Source organism: Pseudoalteromonas sp. MT33b, assembly GCF_014117385.1.
In the GTDB taxonomy this organism is placed as follows: domain Bacteria; phylum Pseudomonadota; class Gammaproteobacteria; order Enterobacterales; family Alteromonadaceae; genus Pseudoalteromonas; species Pseudoalteromonas lipolytica.
The window spans coordinates 2,586,957-2,608,427 of sequence record NZ_CP059831.1 but is presented as its reverse complement, the minus strand read 5'-3'; the positions used below and the strand labels follow the sequence as shown (position 1 = coordinate 2,608,427).

The window sequence follows — 21,471 nt, the reverse complement described above, 5'->3', positions numbered from 1 at the left end:
AAACAATTAGTTTTGGTTAGAATACAAGCCTCGTAGCACACCGTGTTACGAGGCTTTTTTATTTCTATACCACTGTCGATTGGTATCCAAAAGGTGAGTTGCTATGAATAAAGTGTTTTATCGCCAAGGCTTTGTGGCCTTTTTCCTACTAACTGTTACTTTACTCATGGCTGGTTGCAGCCAAGCAGATAAAGCCCAAGAGCTCTACCTTGAAGGTAAGACCATGGGAACGACATACCACATTAAAGTATTTGCTGAACCTTCTAAGCTAGAAGGGATTGATTTGCACCCTGAAATTAAGCAAGTGCTGAAAGAGGTTAATCAATCTATGTCGACGTATATTCCAGACTCAGAAATTAATCAATTTAATCGTTTGCCTGCAGGGCAGGTTATGCCGATCAGTGATGATTTTCGTCAGGTCGTTGCGGAGTCTATTCGTTTGGGTGAATCTACAAAAACCCTTGATGTGACGATGGGTCCACTAATTGATTTATGGGGCTTTGGTCCAGATAAAAAACCGACTAAACGCCCAAGCGATGAAGCGCTGGCTGATATGGTCGCGAAAATTGGTGTTGATAAGCTTCAGTTAAGCGATGCTGGTCTTCTGAAGACGGTGGATGGCTTAGAATTGTCATTTTCAGCAACAGCAAAAGGCTACGGTATTGATAAGGTTGCGCAAGTAATTGAAAGCCATGGCTTAGAAAATTATATGGTCGAAATTGGCGGCGAGCTTCGTGTGTCAGGTATCAAGCCAGATAATATCACCTGGAAAATCGCTATCGAACAACCCGACGCTGAGCCGGGTGTGCGCAAAGTACATAAAGTGATTGAGCCGGGCACGAATGGCATTGCAACGTCGGGTGATTATCGCATTTTCTACGAGATGGATGGGGTAACCTATAGCCACTTAATCGACCCTGTGACGGGGATGCCAAGCCGCCATGATTTGGTGTCTGTTACCGTATTGCACCCTTCGGCAATGACGGCTGATGGTTTAGCAACAGCACTGACGGTAATGGGAATGGAGCGGGCACAAAAATACGCTGAACAACATGACCTGCCAGTGTATTTAATTGCTAAGTCAGACAATGGCTTGGTCACTTATTCTAGCCCTGCCTTTAAACCATATTTGTAGCAGAGCAAGAAGCAGTTTATAATACGTGCAGCCCAGTCGACTGGGCTTGATTTAATTGCTGACGATAGGGGCAAAGCAATGTCACTTTTTCTTCTTACTTTTGGTCTACTTATTTTAATTGTGGCAGCGATGGCTGTGGGCATGATTGTGCAAAAGAAATCAATGGCCAGTAGCTGTGGTGGCTTAGGTGCCGTGGGTATCGATAAAGCCTGTGACTGTGATGATCCATGTGACAAGCGTAAAAAGCGCATGGCAAAAGAACAAGCGTGGAAAGAGAATCAAATTCTGTAACCACACAAAAAAGCGCCTAAGGGGCGCTTTTTTAATGCCCGCGATTTTTTATTCTCGAATAGGCACCTAGTTCAACCCAATTAATTTAGCACCCAGGACTGCATATTGATTTGCATGGTTTGCTGTTAGCAAAAAGGCTGCAGGAGCATGAAGTGTTGGAATCGAGGTGAACACTCTTGGACACGTATATATAGGCCATTGTGAGTTATTCGTGAGTTTATGCACCTGACCTGAGAAACAGCTATAGCCTTCTTTTAATAACGCCTTATAAGTGCTGTCAGTCAATGTGATTGGTTTCGTAATAATGTAGCTGTTGCCTATATTAAAGCTCAATTTGCTGGCATCTAATGTCTGGTAACCTTGGCGAATACTACTTATATCGCCGAGTTCTTTGATGGTAGGCAATCTACCCTTATCATTTATGGCAATATCAATCTGATAGTCACCCATCTCACTGTTTACCATCACATCATCAATGAGTAGGTCGACCCAATTATCTTTAGCATTAAATGGGATTGCATGATACTGCGCTACAGTGGCTTTTTTCCAATCACCCGTTACTAAAGAATCAATCGCCTTTTTATAAAGAACACGGTTAACTTTTCGCGCTACTTGACGGTTTGGATCCTGAGGGTAAGCACCCGATTCAATTAAAATAGTGCGAATCCCTTTTTCAGAAAACGTATCACCAAAACTGCGGTATGAGTAGCTGTCGTTGTATTTGCCTAAGTGGCCGGGGATCATGTTTTCTACCGTGGCTGCTAAATGGGCCGTAAACTGCATCGCTTCTGCACGCGTGGTATTAATTTCACGAGCTTCATTATAAGCCGGTGCGAGCACAGAGATGGTTGCTTGTTTGCCTTTTTTGCCAGCCCCATAATAGGCATTTTGATCGTGTAAGTTAAAGCCAAAATCAGGCTTAAATTGCGTTGCAGCCGCCATTAAAATTTGCCCTTCTTGGGTGCGCAGAGCTTTCGCATCACGATTAAGATCGATCCCTTGTGCATTGTGGCGCGTTTGAATGGCGGCACCGTCAGGGTTAACCATAGGAATAATGCGCAGTGTAAGCTTTGTTTGCCACTCTTTTAACCATGCCGCGTTTTCAGGCGCTGTGATAAAGGTTAAAAAATCCATTAGTGCTGCTGTTGCGGTGTTTTCGTCGCCATGCATTTGGCTCCACATCATTACTTTAATAGCGCCAGAGCCAATATCAAGTGCATTTATGGGTTGCCCTTGGTATGAGCTACCTAGCTGTTGCAAAGTAATTGCAGGGTGCATAGCAGCTTTTTTTAGTTGGGGTTCTATATCGCTGTAATAAATTGCTGGCTTATCGAATCCATGAACTCTGGTGTCTTCAATGCTGTTTGCAAATGTATGTGAACTGCTAAGTAATAAGGCGGTGGTAAGTGCATACTGGTACATATATAACTCTATTATTCTTAATCGTGTTTTAATGAAGAATATTATATTTTATCTCTCTTGGCTAACCCTTGTTCAGTAACACAATACAAGTAGATACTGAGTAGGTATGTGTTTAAACGCCATTTTTATGCAATTTTCTTTTTAGGCATTGCTTTTTGCTATATTAAATACTCTAGCTTTTTTAGATGCTTAGCTTCATATTCTGGGGTTGTTTACATTTATTTATCAGTTGAATAAACAATGCTTAACGCAGTGCTGTTAAATTCTACTTGTACCGTACGTTGACTTTGTTATACTCCACATCGAAATTTCAGTAATTACTGAAACTTTATTGATGAAGATCAAGTTGCCGCGCTTAATTATAGGGTAGAGCGTCTACCTTTATTGCGGCCAAAGTTATAAAAAGGCATGTGTTTTGCGAGTAATTAATCCGTCACAAGGTGTTAAACAATCTAGTTTCGCTAGATTGCAATTAGCTGCGCGTGCGTTTTTTGCTGGCAAAGAACTGTTGTCTGTTTTAGCCTTGCTGATCATTAATTCAGCCATGCTAATTAACGGTGCGGTAGAAGATGCACATGAGTTAAGAAGTTTATTAAGCGAAGGTGCTTTGTATGAAACACCGTTACTTAATGTATTGAGCTTTTTAGCTTACCCCGTGGTGTCTTGCCAATTATTAATTGGCTTATGCTGGTTGGTCTTCCATTTCTTTCCTGCGCGTCGTGCAGGTGTCATTTTACGTAAAGCGGCCTTCGCTGCACGTGAAACGATAAAGTCTTTAGTAGTACACAGCGCACATGGCTGTCGTGCTCCTCCTCGTGTAAGTGGTTGTCTGTAAATAAGCTTTGTTGCTTAAGTTCAGCCATTTTAGTCGTTTTCTAAGTTGTCTTTACTAAGCACCTAGTGGGCTTTCTACGTCCAAATTTCAGTCAGCTAACCTAACTATTCCCTCTCTTAACGTGGCGATAAATTGTGCTCGTTATGTGGCTAGGGATATCTGTGGCCGTTCGTTGCTACAGAAAAGCGTCGTGTACTTATCGACAAGTGTTAACTTTTAGGTTGTAGGATATTCCTTTGTCAATTCGTAACCTTTGTAATATTGCTCTAGCGTCTTTAGTGCTGGTTTTGACTGGCTGTGAAGGCGGGGTACTTGATCCAAAAGGTCAAATTGGGGCCGACGAAAAGTATTTAATCATCGTAGCAACGGTATTAATGCTGATTGTTGTAATCCCAGTGATTGCCATGACAATTTATTTTGCATGGAAATACCGTGATGGACGAGACCAAGAAATTTATGCTCCTAAGTGGGCTCACTCTAACAAGATTGAAGCGGTGGTGTGGGCTATTCCTATTATCATCGTGGTTATTTTAGGTGTGATCACATGGCAGTCAACGCAAGAGCTTGACCCTTATAAACCGCTAGAAGGTAAAGGTGAGCATCTCACTGTTGAAGTGGTGTCTTTAAATTGGAAATGGTTATTTATCTACCCTGAGCAAGGCATTGCGACAGTCAACGAGTTGGTGTTTCCCGCTAACGTGCCTGTTCAATACAAGATTACCTCAGAAAGCACCATGAACTCGTTTTTCATACCTCAGCTTGGTAGCCAAATTTATTCAATGGCAGGCATGGAAACCAAACTGCATCTAATAGCTGATGAACCGGGTACTTTTAAAGGTTTCTCTGCTAACTACAGTGGGGCAGGTTTCACAGGCATGAAGTTTAATGCTATCGCCACGCCAACCCAAGCAGACTTTGATGCATGGGTAAATAAGGTGAAAAATTCAGGGTCTGCGCTTACTAAAAAGACCTATGTTGAACTAGCTAAGCCAAGTGAATACGACCCAGTTAAATACTATGCCAGTGTAGACAAAGATATGTTTCATTCAATTGTAATGAAGTATATGCAAGCGCATGGCTCACACGGTGCAATGCAACACGCAATGCCTGAGCACTCTGCTCATAAAGGGCACGGCGAGGACGAGGAATAATCATGTCGTTGTTAGGTAAATTAACATTAGACGCAATCCCGTTTCATGAACCAATTATCATGGTTACCATGACGGTGGTTGCTGTCTTAGGCTTGCTAGTTGCAGGCTTAGTAACAAAATATAAAAAATGGGGCGTGCTTTGGCACGACTGGATCACGTCAATTGATCATAAGCGCTTAGGGGTTATGTACATCATTCTTGCGCTTATTATGTTATTCCGCGGCTTTGCTGATGCCATTATGATGCGATTACAATTAGCAATGGCTACGGGCGGTGCAAGTGGTTACTTACCACCTGAACATTACGACCAAATTTTTACGGCGCATGGGGTGATCATGATCATCTTTATGGCGATGCCGTTCATGATTGGTCTAATGAACATTATTTTGCCACTGCAAATTGGTGCGCGTGATGTTGCTTTCCCATTCTTAAATAATTTAAGTTTTTGGCTAACTGCTGGCGGTGCGATACTAATTAATATTTCACTGTTTTTCGGTGAGTTTGCAAAAACAGGCTGGGTTGCCTATCCACCATTATCCGAGTTGTCGTTTAGTCCGGGCGTGGGGGTCGATTATTATATCTGGGCCTTGCAAATATCCGGCTTAGGTACCTTGCTAACGTCGGTTAACTTCTTAGTGACAGTTTTCAAGATGCGTGCACCCGGCATGACCTTAATGAAAATGCCTATTTTTACGTGGGCATGTACGTGGGCAAATATCTTAATTGCAGCCTCGTTCCCAATTTTGACTGCTGTGCTTGCAATGCTGACACTTGACCGTTATCTCGATTTCCACTTTTTCACCAATGAATTAGGTGGTAACGCGATGATGTACATCAACTTATTCTGGGCGTGGGGTCACCCTGAAGTTTACATTCTAATTTTACCTGCGTTTGGTATTTTCTCAGAGGTTATCTCTACTTTCGCTGGTAAACGTTTGTTTGGCTACAAGTCGATGGTTTATGCAAGTGGTGCGATTTCTATTTTAGGTTTCATCGTATGGCTTCACCACTTCTTCACTATGGGGTCAAGTGCAAACGTTAATGCCTTCTTTGGTGTCATGACCATGGTGATTGCAGTGCCGACGGGTGTAAAACTCTTTAATTGGTTATTCACTATGTACCGTGGTCGTTTACGAATCACAGTGCCCGTACTTTGGACTCTGGGTTTCATGGTGACATTCACCATTGGTGGTATGACCGGTGTATTACTTGCAATCCCTGGTGCTGACTATGTATTACACAACAGCTTATTTTTAATCGCTCACTTTCATAACACCATTATTGGTGGTGCAGTGTTCGGTTACTTAGCAGGTTTCGCATTTTGGTTCCCTAAAGCAATGGGCTTCAAACTTGACGAACGCTGGGGAAGAAGATCTTTCTGGTGCTGGTTAATTGGTTTCTTTGTGGCATTCATGCCGTTATACGTGCTTGGTTTCTTAGGTATGACTCGTCGTTTAAACCACACAAATAACCCAGATTGGAACATGTGGTTATACATTGCAGCAGGCGGTGCGGTGATCATCATGTTCGGTATCTTGTTCCAAGTAGTACAACTTGTTGTGAGTTTTAAAAACCGCGAGCAATTAGATGATACAACAGGTGATCCATGGAATGGTCATACGCTTGAATGGGCGTCTGCATCACCTCCGCAGTACTACAACTTTGCAAAAATTCCCCATGTTGATGACATTGATGCATGGACTGACATGAAAGAAAAAGGCTTAGCTTACAAACAAGAAGCATCTTATAGCCCAATTCACATGCCAAAAAATACGCCAGCGGGTGTATTGATGAGCGGAGCATTAACAACGTTCTGTTTTGCCATGATTTGGCATATATGGTGGCTTGCAGCCTTTGGTTTACTGGGTGCTATCGCGATATTTATTAAACGTTGTTATACAACTGATGTTGATTATTACGTGCAACCAGATGAAATTGTTGAACTTGAAACGGCGCACAATACCGCCGCGACTAAAGGGGTGAATGCATGAGTACTATCACTGCAGATTTAAACACCTTAAGTAATGCTCAAGGTCATGTTGAAGCACATGATAGTGAGCATCACGACACAGGTGGCAACACGGTATTCGGTTTTTGGCTTTATTTAATGACCGACTGCTTATTATTTGCTTCTTTCTTTGCAACTTATGCCGTGCTGTTTATGAACACAGCCGGCGGTGTGTCAGGCAAAGACATTTTTGAACTTGATTTTGTCGCGGTTGAAACCGCGGCACTCCTACTAAGTAGTATTACATTTGGCTTTGCGATGATTTCTGCACATTCGCAGAAAAAGGCAGCAACATTGACCTGGTTACTTGTCACTTTTGCTTTTGGTGCTGTGTTTATTGGTATGGAAGTGTATGAGTTTCATCACCTAATTGCGCACGGTAATGGCCCGCAACACAGTGCCTTTTTAACGTCGTTTTTCTCTTTAGTCGGTTTACATGGTCTGCATGTAACAGCGGGTTTAATTTGGATGACAATCATGATGATCGAAGTTGTTCGTCGTGGTTTAAACCCGCAAACAGTGACACGCTTAAGTTGTTTAAGTTTGTTCTGGCACTTTTTAGATGTGGTGTGGATCTGTGTGTTTACCGTTGTTTATTTAATGGGAGCAATGTAATGAGTCACAGTGAATCGCATGTCATTAATAACTTAGAAGTACACGCACACGACACACAATCACATGGCAGTATGAAAGACTATTTTATTGGCTTTGTGTTGTCAGTGATTTTAACGGCTATTCCATTTTGGGCTGTGATGAGTGGGTCGTTTTCAAAACCAGCCACCGTCTGGTGCATTGTGACGATGGCGGTTGTGCAAATTTGGGTGCATTTAAAGTACTTCTTGCATTTAAGCTTTAAAACTGAAGACGGCAAAGCCAGCTCATTGTCATTTATCTTCAGCGCCATAATTATCGTGATGGTGGTTGGTTTGTCGGTGTGGATCATCTACGAATCGAACGCCATGATGATGTATTAAATAACAATTATTTTTATGTAATTGATATAAAGATTTACGAAAGGAGCTGGTTAGTTTGAGATTGTGTCTCCAGTTCTTACAGTCTGTTATTAGCTAGTTTCTTTCGTAATTTTGCGTTTGTGCAGAATATTAGAGGAGTCGAGGAAGTGTTTCGACGTTATTTAAATGTCACTAAACCTGGCATTATCATGGGCAATTTAATCTCTGTTGCGGGGGGATTCTTGCTAGCCTCTCGTGGCGATGTTGACCCATGGTTAATGGTCGCAACTTTGCTTGGGTTATCTTTAGTTGTGGCATCTGGATGCGCTATCAATAATGTGATTGATCGTGATATTGATGTTGCAATGGCGCGCACTCGCAAACGCGTCACAGTCACTGGCGAAATGTCAGCAAAGGCCGCTATGGCACATGGCATCGTGCTGGGTGTTTTTGGTTTCACATTATTAGCCGTTTATACCAACGTGGTGGCACTCTTATTTGCTACGTTTGGTTACGTCATTTACGTCGGTGTATACAGCTTATATATGAAACGTCGTTCTGTGTATGGCACCTTTGTCGGTAGTTTATCGGGCGCAGTTCCACCTGTGGTGGGCTATTGTGCGGTAACGGGACAGTTTGATGCCGGTGCTGTGATTTTATTGGTAATGTTTAGTTTATGGCAAATGCCTCATTCATATGCAATTGCAATCTTTCGTTATAACGACTACCAAGCGGCCAGAATTCCCGTGTTACCCGTAGCGCAAGGGATCGAAAAGGCAAAGCATCACATTGTTTTATATATCGCCGTGTATGCGTTGGTTGTGATGTTATTAACCATTAGTGGTTATACAGGTTTAGCTTTCATGGCTGTAGCTTGTACAACGAGTTTTTGGTGGTTGCTTATGGCGCTCAGAGGTTATCGTCGCAATATTGATGTAAGCGGTTGGGCGCGCCAAGTGTTTGCTTTTTCGATAGTAAATATTACGGTTTTGAGCATAGCGATGGCTTTAGATTACCACTCAGTAGCTCCTCAGCTACTGGTTTTAACTTAGAGAAAAGTTGCTAACATATCCCAATGTTACAGTAGCAAAGGCCCGGTTTTTTCTCCACCGGGCCTTTTTTCGTTAGTTAAAAAACGAGTTAGACCAATTTTTTAACTAATCCCTCACTATCATTCCGAGTAATTACAAGTGGTATCACTAAAACTGAGCAGCTTGCTCTACCACTATGCCGTGACGAGCGGCTAAGCGGCGATGATCTTTATCATAGCCACCACCAATGACCGTTGCGACAGGCACATTATGTTCAAGGCAGCGTTTAAGTACTAAATGGTCGCGTTGTTCAATGCCTTGCCAGCTTATATCAAGTTTTCCTAAGCCATCTTGCTGCCATACATCAACACCTGCATCGTAAAGTACTAAATCTGGATTAAGGGTTTTTAGTAAGTAACTTAGCGTCTCATCAACGATGCCAATGTACTCTTTATCGCTAACACCCGGGTTTAAGCCAATATCGAGATCGCTGGCTGATTTGCGAAATGGAAAGTTTTTCTCACAATGAATCGAACACGTATACGCATAGGGTTGATGGGTGAGCATGGCTGCAGTGCCATCGCCTTGGTGAACATCTAAGTCAAAAATCAGCACATTGGTCACTTCGCCACTCTTTATCAGTGTTTCACTGGTGAACGCTAAATCGTTTACCATGCAATAACCCGAACCAAAATCATAATGGGCATGATGAGTGCCGCCGGCTAAGTGGCAGGCAAGCCCATGTTTTAAAGCGAGGCGTGCGGTTTGTAAGGTGCCAAGTGGGGCTGTGAATGTTCGTGCCATCAATTGTTCAGACCAAGGTAAACCAATTCGGCGCATGGCTTTTTCATCCAAGCGGTTATGCCACAGGTCATTAATATAGTCATCGCAATGCACCAGTTCTAGTGGTGCGGGGCTGCCTAATATCGGCTGTACTAAATTATCACTGATCAGGCCAAGGCTATGAACATGGTCATATAAATAAGCAAATTTACTCATTACAAAACGATGGTTAGGATCGAAGCTAAAGGAATAATTAGGGTGATATACCAAGGGTAAGTGTGGGTTTAAGTACATAACTCATTTAATAACGGGATTTGCTACAGCATAGCGAATTTATTCGCCGTTGTTTACTCTGGTACGTGAATTAAGTGTGCTAACTCACGATGTAATAGGCCTTCATCGCCTAAGTTCAGCTCAATCAGGCGCTTCAAATGACTGATACTGTCGATATCAATATGTTCGCAAATAAGTCCGGCATGCTGCTGTTCTACATGGCACAACTCGACTTGCATTTTAATCTCTACAGTTGAGTCGGGTAGGGTAAACGATAAAACGGCTTTACTGTGGATAGGAACTAAAAATGAATCGCTTTTGGTTATAAGCGCACCATGCAAGGATAAATCAAGCAGTTGACATTGATACTTATACTCATCAATACAAAGCGTTGCAGGGCAAGAAAATAATACCCGAGAAAACTGTCTACGCTCATTCATGGTGTGATCCCCAAGTCATTGTCGTTTCATTAACTTAATTCGCTAAAATCAGTATAGTTCAATATGCAAGGTGTGAGTGAAACGATAGCTGGTAAACGTTATCGGCCACAAAAAAGCCCCAAGAAGGGGCTTTCGAATAAGACGGTAAATTAACCAATCTTTTTATATTTAATACGCTTAGGTTGTGCGGCTTCTGCGCCTAAGGTTTTCTTCAACCACTCTTCGTATTCTGTGTAGTTACCATCGAAGAAGTTAATTTGGCCTTCGTCACGGTAATCAAGAATATGCGTAGCGATACGGTCAAGGAACCAACGGTCATGCGAGATACACATTACACAGCCTGGGAACTCTAGAATCGCGTTCTCAAGTGCACGAAGTGTTTCAACATCAAGATCGTTAGTCGGCTCATCCAGTAGTAATACGTTACCACCCGCTTTTAATAGCTTTGCAAGGTGTAAACGGTTGCGCTCACCGCCTGATAAGTCTTTAACGAATTTTTGTTGGTCGTTACCTTTGAAGTTAAAGCGACCAACATAGGCGCGGCTTTGGAATTCAAAGTTACCAATTTTTAATACGTCTTGACCGTTAGAGATCTCTTGGAAAACGGTGTTGCTTTCATCCATGTCGCCACGGAACTGATCAACGGTAGCAAGCTCAACAGTTTCACCCACAAGGATTTCACCACTGTCTGGCTTTTCTTCACCGCTTAACATTTTGAATAAGGTTGATTTACCCGCACCATTGGCACCGATAATACCTACGATTGCACCTTTTGGCATCGCAAAGTTTAAGTCGTCGATTAAAACACGATCGCCAAAGCTTTTCTTAAGACCTTTTACTTCAATAACTTGGTCGCCTAAGCGTGGACCCGGTGGAATGAATAGCTCATTCGTTTCGTTACGTTTTTGGTAATCGTTCTGTTGTAGCTCAGAGAACTGTGCCATACGCGCTTTAGACTTAGCTTGACGGCCTTTCGGGTTTGAACGAACCCATTCAAGTTCTTGTGCAATTGACTTTTGACGAGCTTTTTCAGATTTTTGTTCTTGTTGTAAACGTAAATCTTTTTGCTCAAGCCATGATGAGTAGTTACCTTCCCACGGAATACCTTCACCACGGTCAAGTTCTAAAATCCACCCAGCAACGTTATCTAAGAAGTAACGGTCGTGGGTTACAGCGACCACAGTACCTTCGTAGTCGTGTAAGAAACGCTCTAACCATGCCACAGACTCTGCGTCTAAGTGGTTGGTTGGTTCGTCAAGAATCAGCATGTCTGGTTTTTCAAGCAGTAAACGACAGATGGCAACACGGCGACGTTCACCACCCGAAAGGTGTTCAATTTTAGCATCCCACGGTGGTAAACGAAGAGCATCTGCTGCGCGCTCTAATACGTTATCGATATTGTGACCGTCGTGTGCTTGGATAATTGCTTCAAGCTCGCCTTGCTCTTTTGCAAGTGCATCAAAGTCAGCATCTTCCATAGCATACTCGTTGTATACTTCATCAAGACGGTTTAGCGCATTTTTAACTTCGCTTACGGCTTCTTCAACGGTTTCGCGTACTGTTTTGTTTTCGTCTAAAACAGGCTCTTGCGGTAAGTAACCTATTTTTGTGCCAGGTTGTGGACGAGCTTCACCTTCAAAGTCTTGGTCAACACCTGCCATAATACGAAGTAACGTCGATTTACCTGCGCCATTTAGACCAAGCACACCAATTTTTGCGCCCGGGAAAAAGTGTAAAGAGATATCTTTTAAGATAGTGCGCTTAGGCGGCACAACTTTAGAAACTCGACTCATCGAGAATATAAACTTATCTGGTAACACCATGAAAAGAGCCTTCAATTTATAAGAAAAATTAACAGCCACTATTGTATACCCAAACCACCTCAAAATACAGAATTCAGCGTTTATCAGGGGCTTAATATCATGGTACTGCTTTGCAAAAATAGCGCACGCATTTAAGGAGCATAAATGCAGAGTAAGCGCCTTGTAAGCATTGCACAAAGGCTTAAAACTCATTTTTACAGCGGTGTTGGCTTAAACACAGTAACAAGCCACTTTTTGAGATGCTTGCTCTTTTATCGTGATTAAACACAACCGTCATTCGTAGAGGCACTGCTTTTGGCAATTTAAGGGCCTGCGCATCAACGAAACTGGCTTCCTAAGAGGTTGCTTTAGCACAAATAAAAAAATCATTTGGACATCTAAACATCTAGAGGTTGAAATTTCTAACTATCCGTTCATAATTAGCAGTCTAATAAGTATGCTCGGAGCCCACTATGCCCATTACAGTCAAAGATGAATTGCCCGCAATTGTAAAATTACGTCAAGAGAACGTATTTGTAATGCCTAAAAGTCGTGCGAAAACGCAAGAAATTCGTCCAATGCGTTTGGCCATCTTAAACTTAATGCCGAATAAAGTGGAAACCGAAGTGCAGTTTATTCGGTTGTTGGCTAATTCACCGTTGCAAGTGAATGTTGAGCTGCTGCGTTTAGACACCCACCGAAGTAGCAGTACCTCAGAGCAACACCTCGATACGTTTTATCGTTACTTTTCTGAAGTAAAAGACAATAACTACGATGCCATGATCATCACAGGCGCGCCGCTTGCACATTTAGAGTATGACGACGTTGCTTACTGGGATGAGCTAAAAGTGATTTTAGACTGGGCTGAGCACCACGTTACGTCAACATTATTTTCATGTTGGGCGGCTCACGCAGGGCTTTATCATCACTATGGTTTAAAACGAGAGTTAATGCCTAATAAGCTCAGTGGCGTGTTTACGCACAAAAGTTATTTTGAGCATGCCGCGTTAACGCGCGGTTTTGATGATACCTTTTTAGTTCCGCACTCGCGCTATGGCCACATTGATATTGAAAAAATTAACAGCTGTGATGATTTAGTAGTATTAGCAGGGTCTGAGCGTGTTGGGGCGTATTTAATTAAGAATAAATCAGGCAGCCAAGTATATATAACGGGCCATCCTGAGTATGATGCGCATACATTAAAAGGGGAATATTTACGCGACTGCGAAAAGTCAGACGATGCGCCAAAACCAGAAAACTATTTCCCTGACGATAACCCAGATAACGAACCGTCGAAAACATGGCAAAGTCACGCCTTTTTATTGTTTTCGAATTGGTTAAACTACTACGTGTACCAAACAACACCGTATGATATTAACCTAGTTAGCCAAGACGTAAGGACTAACAACTATGCCGAGTAATGCAGTGAATAAACGCGAACAATTAACCGAGGCGCTCAAGCAGCGAATTTTGATCCTCGATGGCGCGATGGGCACCATGATCCAAGAACATAAATTAGAAGAACAAGACTATCGCGGTGAGCGTTTTAAAGACTGGCATGTCCTTATTAAAGGCAATAATGATTTATTAAGCCTTACTCAGCCAAAGATTATTGCTGATATTCACCGCGCATACCTTAATGCAGGTGCCGACATTATCGAAACCAATACGTTTAATGCCACCACTATTTCGATGGAAGATTATGACATGGCAAACTTAAGCCGTGAAATAAACCTTGAGTCGGCCAAGCTTGCGCGTGCAGCGTGTGACGAATTTACAGCAAAAACACCTGCAAAACCGCGCTATGTTGCAGGGGTCTTAGGGCCAACTTCAAAAACCTGTTCTATTTCACCTGATGTCAATGACCCTGGGTATCGTAATATCAACTTTGATAAATTGGTAAATGCGTATGTTGAATCGACCCTTGCCTTAATGGAGGGGGGGGTAGACATCATTTTAATCGAAACTATCTTTGATACGCTCAACGCAAAAGCCGCTTCGTTTGCTGTAGAAGAAGCGTTTGAACAAGCAGGACGAACTTTGCCAGTCATGATTTCTGGCACCATTACCGACGCCTCAGGACGAACGTTGTCGGGGCAAACAACCGAAGCTTTTTACAATTCAATCCGTCACATTAAACCACTTTCAATTGGTTTAAACTGTGCGCTTGGGCCAGATTTGTTACGTCAATACGTAGAAGAGTTATCGCGTGTATGCGAAACCTTTACCTCGGCTCATCCTAATGCGGGCTTACCTAATGAGTTTGGCGAGTACGACTTGGAAGCGCCTGAAATGGCGAAAGAAATTATTGATTGGGGACAATCGGGATTCATTAATATCGTGGGCGGTTGTTGTGGTACAACCCCTGCACACATTAAAGCCTTTGCCAAAGGCCTTGCAGGAGTTAAGCCTCGTCCATTGCCTGAGCTTGAAGTGCGTATGCGCTTATCGGGCCTTGAAGCGTGTAACTTAAACTAAGGTAGCCGAAATGACACAACAAATAGCAGTATTTACTAACGTCGGCGAACGTACCAATGTGACCGGTTCAGCCATGTTCAAGCGATTGATCATGGAAGAAGATTACGAAACCGCTCTTAATGTTGCCCGTGAACAAGTCGAAAATGGTGCACAGATCATTGATATCAACATGGATGAAGCCATGTTGGATTCAAAAGCCGCGATGGTGAAGTTTCTGAACTTGATTGCCTCTGAGCCAGATATTTCTAAAGTACCGATCATGATCGACTCATCAAAATGGGAAGTTATTGAAGCCGGCTTAAAATGTATTCAAGGCAAGGCGATTGTAAACTCAATTTCACTGAAAGAAGGTGAAGAGCCTTTTATTCGTCAGGCAAAGTTAATTAAACGTTTTGGTGCTGCTGCAGTCGTCATGGCGTTTGACACCGACGGACAAGCAGAAACCGCAGATCGTAAATTTGAAATTTGTGAGCGGAGTTACCGTATTCTAGTGGACGAGATTGGTTTTCCACCAGAAGACATTATCTTCGACCCGAATATATTTGCAGTAGCAACCGGGATTGAAGAGCACGACAACTATGCTGTTGAATTTATTGAAGGCACGCGCCGAATAAAGCAAAACCTACCGTACTGTAAAGTGTCGGGCGGGGTGTCAAACGTGTCGTTCTCGTTCCGTGGTAACAACCCCGTACGTGAAGCGATCCACTCAGTATTTTTATACCATGCCATTAAAGCGGGCATGGATATGGGGATTGTGAATGCAGGCCAGTTGGCTGTGTATGACGATATTCCGGCTGAGCTTAGAAAAGCCGTTGAAGACGTTATACTGAATACCGACCCCGGTGCGGGTGAGCGCCTTGTAGAGCTGGCTCCAAAATACTCAGGGATGGCGCAAGCTGAGCGAGTTGAAGATTTAGAGTGGCGTACATGGTCCGTTGAAAAGCGCCTAGAACATGCGCTTGTAAAAGGCATTACTGAGTATATCGACGAAGACACTGAAGAGTGCCGAGCTGCAGCTGATAAGCCTATTCATGTGATTGAAGGCCCGCTGATGGATGGCATGAATGTGGTGGGTGATTTATTTGGTGCAGGTAAAATGTTCTTACCGCAGGTGGTTAAATCGGCGCGCGTAATGAAACGCGCAGTGGCTTACCTAGACCCCTATATCGAAGCAGAAAAAGAAGAAGGTGCCACGAACGGTAAAGTGGTTATGGCGACCGTTAAAGGCGATGTACATGATATTGGTAAAAACATTGTTGGCGTAGTACTGCAATGTAATAACTACGACGTGATCGATTTAGGTGTGATGGTGCCTGCGGAAAAAATTCTACAAACCGCGATTGACGAAAAAGCCGATATTATCGGTTTATCAGGCCTTATTACGCCCTCATTAGATGAAATGGTGCATGTTGCTAAAGAAATGACTCGTCGTGGTTTCGACTTACCCTTATTAATTGGGGGTGCTACTACCTCGAAAGCCCATACCGCAGTGAAAATTGAGCCACAGTACGATAAAGGTGTGGTGTATGTAAATAATGCCAGTCGTGCTGTTGGTGTGGTCTCTAACCTATTGTCTAAAGAGTTAAAACCTGCGTTTTTAGAAAAAACCAAAGCGGAGTACGAAAAAGTACGTGAACAGCAATCGCGTAAAAAACCACGCTCGAAGCCTGTCACCATTCAACGTGCTCGCGATAATGCCGCACAACTTGACTGGGATAACTACACCCCACCCGTGCCTAAAAAGCTCGGAGTGACAGAGTTTAAAAATGTGTCGATTGCCACGTTAAGACAGTACATCGATTGGACACCGTATTTCATGACATGGTCAATCGCAGGGAAGTATCCGCGTATTCTTAACGATGAAATTGTGGGTGAGCAAGCGCAAAGCTTATTTGCTGATGCCAATGCGATGCTCGACGATTTAGAACAGTCAGGTGCGCTACAACCACTGGGCGTGATTGGTTTATTCCCGGCAAACCGAGTGGGTGATGACATTGAAATTTACACCGATGAAACGCGTACAGACGTGTTAACAACCTCGTGCCATCTGCGCCAGCAAACAGAAAAAACCGATTTTGCGAATTATTGTTTAGCGGATTACATCGCACCTAAAGGAGTCCCCGACTACTTTGGTGCCTTTGCCGTAACCGGAGGGCTTGAAGAAGACGACCTTGCTGATGCCTTCGATGCGAAACAAGATGACTATAACAAAATTATGGTTAAAGCCGTTGCAGACCGTTTAGCTGAGGCTTTTGCGGAGTATTTGCATGAGCAGGTGCGTAAAGAGTATTGGGGCTATGCAAGCGATGAAAACTTATCGAATGATGAGCTTATTCGCGAAAATTACCAAGGTATTCGTCCTGCGCCGGGTTACCCTGCGTGCCCTGAGCACACAGAGAAAAAGAAAATCTGGCAGCTACTCGATACTGAAAATCGCATAGGTATGAAGTTGACGAGCTCTTACGCAATGTGGCCGGGAGCGGCGGTGTCTGGTTGGTACTTTTCTCACCCGGATTCTAAATACTATGCTGTGGCGCAGATTCAAAAAGATCAGGTTGAAGACTACGCTAAGCGCACCAACATGACGCTTGAAGAAGCAGAGCGTTGGTTATCGCCTAATTTAGGTTATGAGCCAGAGTAAAAAATAATAATGTGCTATTCAAAAGCACCGTAAGTACTTAACTTACGGTGCTTTTTTGTTTTTATTTAAGGAAAATTGCATTTATATCTCCGTTAAAACGCGCTTTAAAATCATACTTTCTTCCTTTTAAGCAGCATTTAGCATGTGAAATGAGGCCAATATCCTTCAAATTTAAATATTTGTGTTAAAGTTATTAGTGTAAAGCAAGGTAATTAGGGTAAAGGTGTGATTGATTCAAGCAGCGCAAGTGACAAAGATAAAGCGCTATTTTTACGCGTATTTGCATTTATTGGTGCCATTACTTCTTTTGTAATGTCGGTTACAAGCTACCAAGATGGCTACATAACACTCAGTTTTTTACTGGTTATTGGCGGCTTTGTTTTTGTATCGCCCTTTGTCCTTAAAAATCGCGACCGAACTATTGCTGTGTTAATGCTTTATGCCTTGTACTCGATGATGTGCTTTTTGATTGTGTCGGGTGGTAATAATGGAACTGGGCCTTTGTGGTTATTTATTGTATCGCCTGTTACCTTTTTTATACGAGGTTTAAAACGCGGCGCATTTGACTTAATCATACTGGCTATTGTGATTTCAGTGCTGTTTTACTTCACCGATAAGCTTGGGTATTACAGCTATCCGAATCATTATTTTACGACCCGTGTCATGCTGTGTTTTTCGATTCTTTGTATTCTTGGTGGTTTCTACGAGTATTACCGTAATAAGTACAGTCGAGAGCTTATTGAGCAACTAAAAATAAATCAAAAATTAGCCCGTATTGATGCCATGACCGATTTGTTTAATCGCCGTTATGCTACTGAATGCTTGCAAGATGCGCGTTTTAACGAAGGGGCTGTCTTTTTGTTGATTGATGTAGATAACTTTAAACAAGTGAATGACACCTATGGTCATCAAATTGGTGATGATGTGCTCACTTTCATTGCTTCAATCCTCAAAAGTGTGAGTGGCGAAGAAGACATTGTTGCTCGCTGGGGCGGAGAAGAGTTCCTTATTGTGACCCCGCAAGGACATGAGCGTAGAGCAAGACAATTAGCTGAAAACATTCACCAGCAATTGGCGCAACATGCATTCCAACAAGGGGTTCATAATTTTAAAGTGACGCTGAGCATAGGGCTTCATCAGCGGGCTTCTAACGAGAGCATTGATCACTGTTTAAGTGTGGCAGATAAGTGTTTATACCTTGCTAAATCACACGGTAAAAACCAAACCGTTGCTGAGCTAGATAGTGAAACACATTCACCTGCTTAGGTAATAAAAAACCGCCAAAATGAAGTGACCCCCAATAGTTGGACATTCCAATTACTGGGGGTCTTTTTATGTGCAAAATTAGTGACTATTTTCAAAGTCACTGACTTCGCTCTCAGCTTCTTCTTTCGATTTGCCGTATTTTTGTTGGATTTTACCAACAAGCTCTTTACGGCTACCTTCAATTTTATCTAAATCGCCATCGGTAAGTTCACCCCATTTACGTTGTGCTTTACCTTTTAACTCTTTCCAATTGCCTTCTAAACGATCGCTGTTCATCATAATCTCCTTACTTTGTTAAACATTCACTTTAATAAAAGCAATCGTTATGCCATTCATGGTTTATATATAACCAACTGAATTACATCGTTTTTATTATTATGATTAGACATAGAGTGTTACATGCCTGCAATTTGTACTGGGTTTTAAGGAAAACCTTGTAATTCTTTCATTCAATGAGAGGCTGTTCATCGTTTTTTGATACAATGGGCAAAAAGAAAGTAAGAGATGCCAGACGTGCTGCCAGTTGAAGATATTTATCAATCCCTGCTAACAACAATAAAAAATAACCCTATGGCCTTATTACAAGCACCACCGGGCGCAGGTAAATCAACATGGCTGCCACTCACATTAATGCGTGAAGGGCACTTTAAACACATTGTCATGTTAGAGCCAAGACGTCTGGCTGCACGTAATATTGCCCAGTATTTGGCGAGCCAACAAAACGAAAAAGTCGGTGAAAGTGTCGGTTTGCGTATTCGAGGGGAGTCAAAAGTGAGCCCCGCCACTCGGCTTGAGATTGTCACCGAAGGTATGCTGACCCGTATGCTGCAAAACGATCCTGAGCTAAGTGGCGTTGATTTACTTATTTTTGATGAGTTTCATGAGCGTTCAATTGCTGCAGATACCGCGCTTGCCTTTGCCCTTGAAACGCAAGCGGCATTGAGAGACGACTTAACAATATTACTGATGTCGGCCACCTTAGACGGTGAGCGGTACAGTGAGTTTTTTGACTGCCCAATAATATCCTCTGAAGGGCGAAGTTACCCGATTGATGAAGTGTATATTCCACTCAAAGACGAAAGCCGATGGCTCGATGGTATACCCGCAATTATTAAACAAGCGCTCAATGAGCAAGCTGGCAGCGCATTAGTTTTTTTACCCGGACAGCGCGAAATATTACGGGTGCAGCAAGCACTAAGCGACCTTGCAGATCAGTGCGAGGTGTTTACTTTATTTGGTGAACAAAACAAAGCAGAACAACAAGCTGCAATCGCCCCTGCAACGAAAGGGAAGCGTAAAGTTGTGTTGACCACCAATGTAGCTGAAACCAGTTTAACCATCGAAGGTATACGTATTGTAATTGACAGTGGTAAGCGCCGTGCAGCCAGCTTTAATTTAAAAACCGGTGTTACAGAGCTTATAACGCAAAATATTTCGCGCTCATCGGCGGTGCAGCGAGCCGGTCGCGCAGGGCGTATTGAACCGGGCGTGGTGTATCGCTTAGGGAGTAAGCAAACCTTTGAGCGTCGCAATAATCACGACGCACCTGAAATTCTCACCAGTGATATTAGCCAGTTATTACTTGAGGCAAAGCAATGGGGCGCTTCACTTGAAGAGCTAAGCCTGCTTGATGTACCAAGCACGCAACAAATTAAGCAAGCAACAGCGCTGTTGAAAATGCTGGAAGCCATAGATGAAAATGACAAGCTGACACCGCTTGGCAGTCAAATGCTCAGCTTTGGTGCCGATATTCGGTTGTCACATATGCTGATTAAAGCACAAAAATTACAAGTAACGATGCCAGGCATATATGAGCTAGCGGCGTATTTAATCGCCTTACTCGAAAGCCGCATAACGATGCCTGCCGATCTTAATTTGGCGCTGCATAGCCAGCATACAAAGCCGCATCCCGTGTTTAAACAGCAATTAAACTATTGGTTATCACGTTTGCAATTAAAAGCAGCCTTTGAGCTTAAAACGCAATACCTTGCCTTGCTGGTGGCGTTTGCATTTCCTGATCGATTGGCGAAAAAACGCGGTAATGGTTACTTACTTGCCAATGGCGCAGGTGCTGATTTAAGTGAAGAGTTTTGGCATAACGATGACTACATTGCCATTGCCAGCATGGGCGGCCATAAAGGGAGTCGCGTATTTGCTGGCGTGGCGTTTGTGCCCAGTGAACTTGAAGATGAACTCGGCCATTTATTCACATCGCAGACGCGATGTGAATACGACGAAAAAACAGGACGTTTCATCCATCAAGATGAAGTAAAACTAGGGGCTATCACAGTATCAAGTCAGCCAAGTAAACAGCCGCTTGATAAAGCTCAGCGCACTCAAGCGTGGTTAAACTTATTTAGCAAGCATGGTTTTCAGTTATTTAATGAGCAAACTGACAATGAACAGTTACTCACTCGTATGAGTTTGGCAAGCACGCTGTTGCCAGAGTCATTCCCGACCATTAATCGAGATGAACTACGTGCACATAGCCAATGGCTAGCGCCTTACCTGAGTGATATTAAAAATCTTGAGCAGTTAAAAAAGTTTAATTACGGCGAAGCACTAAAAAATTGTTTCGATTGGCAGCAACAAAATGCATTAAATGAGTTACTGCCATTGCGTTTAACTGTGCCAAGTGGCTCTAATGTAAGAATTACCTACCAGCTCGATGGCCCTGCAAAGCTGAGTGTGCGTATGCAAGAAGTGTATGGCATGACCAGCACACCTTTGCTTGCACAAGGTAAGTTACCGTTATTAATGGAGCTTTTATCACCTGCAAAACGGCCTCTGCAGCTTACTCAAGATTTAGCGAATTTTTGGCAAACCAGTTACCGCGACGTACAAAAAGAGATGAAAGGGCGTTACCCAAAACACTTTTGGCCAGACAACCCAGCTACGAGCCAAGCAACAAATAAAGTAAAAAGTAAAATGTGAAGTAAATAGCAAACCAAGCGAGTAGCGG

General features: G+C 42.9%; 18 protein-coding genes. 13 read left to right on the top strand and 5 right to left on the bottom strand.

The features are described from left to right. Nucleotides 1-103 precede the first annotated feature (103 nt). Both H3302_RS11825 and nqrM read left to right on the top strand, forming a co-directional pair. On the top strand, nucleotides 104-1,135 hold the full coding sequence (locus H3302_RS11825) for an FAD:protein FMN transferase (protein ID WP_036966495.1): 1,032 nt from the start codon (nucleotides 104-106) through the stop codon (nucleotides 1,133-1,135). A gap of 78 nt (nucleotides 1,136-1,213) precedes the next feature. After that, nucleotides 1,214-1,426 carry a (Na+)-NQR maturation NqrM gene (nqrM, locus tag H3302_RS11820; RefSeq protein ID WP_036966498.1) on the top strand — a complete coding sequence of 71 codons (213 nt, stop codon included), beginning with the start codon at nucleotides 1,214-1,216 and terminating at the stop codon, nucleotides 1,424-1,426. 66 nt (nucleotides 1,427-1,492) lie between these two features. Here nqrM and H3302_RS11815 read toward each other — a convergent pair whose 3' ends face one another. Then, nucleotides 1,493-2,848, bottom strand: coding sequence for a M14 family zinc carboxypeptidase (locus H3302_RS11815; protein ID WP_182395343.1), 1,356 nt, complete (start codon nucleotides 2,846-2,848; stop codon nucleotides 1,493-1,495). Nucleotides 2,849-3,263: 415 nt separating this feature from the next. Here H3302_RS11815 and H3302_RS11810 point away from each other — a divergent pair, with 415 nt between their 5' ends. From H3302_RS11810 to cyoE, 6 genes are all read left to right on the top strand, one after another. Continuing rightward, entirely contained in the window at nucleotides 3,264-3,683 is a 420-nt protein-coding gene (locus H3302_RS11810) for a hypothetical protein (RefSeq protein ID WP_036966501.1), read from the top strand. A 236-nt stretch (nucleotides 3,684-3,919) separates the two neighbouring features. Continuing rightward, a complete protein-coding gene (gene cyoA / locus H3302_RS11805; RefSeq protein ID WP_182395341.1) occupies nucleotides 3,920-4,834 on the top strand; it encodes a ubiquinol oxidase subunit II in 915 nt (304 codons plus the stop codon). Between the two features lie 2 nt (nucleotides 4,835-4,836). Beyond that, nucleotides 4,837-6,825 carry a cytochrome o ubiquinol oxidase subunit I gene (gene cyoB, locus H3302_RS11800; RefSeq protein ID WP_036966505.1) on the top strand — a complete coding sequence of 663 codons (1,989 nt, stop codon included), beginning with the start codon at nucleotides 4,837-4,839 and terminating at the stop codon, nucleotides 6,823-6,825. Then, on the top strand, nucleotides 6,822-7,457 hold the full coding sequence (cyoC, locus tag H3302_RS11795) for a cytochrome o ubiquinol oxidase subunit III (RefSeq protein ID WP_036966507.1): 636 nt from the start codon (nucleotides 6,822-6,824) through the stop codon (nucleotides 7,455-7,457). The genes cyoB and cyoC overlap by 4 nt, the downstream gene beginning before the upstream one ends. After that, nucleotides 7,457-7,816, top strand: coding sequence for a cytochrome o ubiquinol oxidase subunit IV (gene cyoD / locus H3302_RS11790; protein WP_065978652.1), 360 nt, complete (start codon nucleotides 7,457-7,459; stop codon nucleotides 7,814-7,816). Before cyoC ends, cyoD begins: the two co-directional genes overlap by 1 nt. 146 nt (nucleotides 7,817-7,962) lie before the next feature. After that, nucleotides 7,963-8,847 (top strand): heme o synthase, encoded by an 885-nt coding sequence (gene cyoE / locus H3302_RS11785; RefSeq protein WP_036966514.1) that lies wholly within the window; start codon nucleotides 7,963-7,965, stop codon nucleotides 8,845-8,847. 147 nt (nucleotides 8,848-8,994) lie between these two features. On the opposite strand, the gene H3302_RS11780 is transcribed toward cyoE, so the two are convergent. From H3302_RS11780 to ettA, 3 genes are all read right to left on the bottom strand, one after another. Further along, the gene (locus H3302_RS11780) at nucleotides 8,995-9,903 is read right to left on the bottom strand and encodes a histone deacetylase (RefSeq protein WP_182395339.1); all 909 of its coding nucleotides are present in this window, start codon (nucleotides 9,901-9,903) and stop codon (nucleotides 8,995-8,997) included. A gap of 53 nt (nucleotides 9,904-9,956) precedes the next feature. After that, nucleotides 9,957-10,322, bottom strand: coding sequence for a PilZ domain-containing protein (locus H3302_RS11775; protein WP_036966520.1), 366 nt, complete (start codon nucleotides 10,320-10,322; stop codon nucleotides 9,957-9,959). Between the two features lie 149 nt (nucleotides 10,323-10,471). Then, nucleotides 10,472-12,145, bottom strand: coding sequence for an energy-dependent translational throttle protein EttA (ettA, locus tag H3302_RS11770; RefSeq protein ID WP_036966523.1), 1,674 nt, complete (start codon nucleotides 12,143-12,145; stop codon nucleotides 10,472-10,474). 452 nt (nucleotides 12,146-12,597) lie between these two features. Here ettA and metA point away from each other — a divergent pair, with 452 nt between their 5' ends. The 4 genes from metA (at nucleotide 12,598) to H3302_RS11750 (ending at nucleotide 18,509) form a co-directional block, all read left to right on the top strand. Further along, the gene (gene metA, locus H3302_RS11765; protein ID WP_036966526.1) at nucleotides 12,598-13,545 is read left to right on the top strand and encodes a homoserine O-succinyltransferase; all 948 of its coding nucleotides are present in this window, start codon (nucleotides 12,598-12,600) and stop codon (nucleotides 13,543-13,545) included. Beyond that, nucleotides 13,535-14,602, top strand: coding sequence for a homocysteine S-methyltransferase family protein (locus H3302_RS11760; RefSeq protein WP_182395337.1), 1,068 nt, complete (start codon nucleotides 13,535-13,537; stop codon nucleotides 14,600-14,602). The genes metA and H3302_RS11760 overlap by 11 nt, the downstream gene beginning before the upstream one ends. 10 nt (nucleotides 14,603-14,612) lie before the next feature. After that, nucleotides 14,613-17,243 (top strand): methionine synthase, encoded by a 2,631-nt coding sequence (gene metH, locus H3302_RS11755; RefSeq protein ID WP_180311040.1) that lies wholly within the window; start codon nucleotides 14,613-14,615, stop codon nucleotides 17,241-17,243. Nucleotides 17,244-17,468: 225 nt separating this feature from the next. Then, the gene (locus H3302_RS11750) at nucleotides 17,469-18,509 is read left to right on the top strand and encodes a GGDEF domain-containing protein (protein WP_051501725.1); all 1,041 of its coding nucleotides are present in this window, start codon (nucleotides 17,469-17,471) and stop codon (nucleotides 18,507-18,509) included. A gap of 78 nt (nucleotides 18,510-18,587) precedes the next feature. Here H3302_RS11750 and H3302_RS11745 read toward each other — a convergent pair whose 3' ends face one another. Beyond that, nucleotides 18,588-18,785, bottom strand: coding sequence for a CsbD family protein (locus H3302_RS11745; RefSeq protein ID WP_036966535.1), 198 nt, complete (start codon nucleotides 18,783-18,785; stop codon nucleotides 18,588-18,590). A 237-nt stretch (nucleotides 18,786-19,022) separates the two neighbouring features. Between H3302_RS11745 and hrpB the strand changes: the two genes are divergently transcribed. Further along, nucleotides 19,023-21,443: an ATP-dependent helicase HrpB gene (hrpB, locus tag H3302_RS11740; protein ID WP_182396416.1), complete on the top strand. Its 2,421-nt coding sequence runs from the start codon at nucleotides 19,023-19,025 to the stop codon at nucleotides 21,441-21,443. Nucleotides 21,444-21,471 lie beyond the last annotated feature (28 nt).